Source organism: Rhizobium sp. SVR5-9E (assembly GCF_056755095.1).
Map to the genome: position 1 here is coordinate 1 of NZ_JBNDHS010000792.1, position 233 is coordinate 233.

Annotated in this window: 1 pseudogene; it reads left to right on the forward strand. The window is 60.5% G+C overall.

The features are described from left to right. Positions 1–233, forward strand: a pseudogene (locus ACPYOJ_RS37005) (excinuclease ABC subunit UvrC); the annotation flags it as partial.

A 233-nucleotide genomic window follows, 5' to 3' on the forward strand; every position in this document is an offset into this window, starting at 1 on the left:
GCGATCTAGTCGATCACGTTGTTTCCAACGCCCGCGAGGCGCATTGCCGCAAACTGGCGGAGACCGCTTCGCAATCCCGGCTGCTCGGAGGCTTCGAGGCCACCTTCAACCTTGCCTATGTGCCGCAGCGGATCGAGATCTACGACAGCTCGCACATCATGGGCACGAATGCAGTTGGCGGCATGTTCGTCGCAGGGCCGGAAGGCTTCGTGAAGAGCCAGTATCGCAAGTTC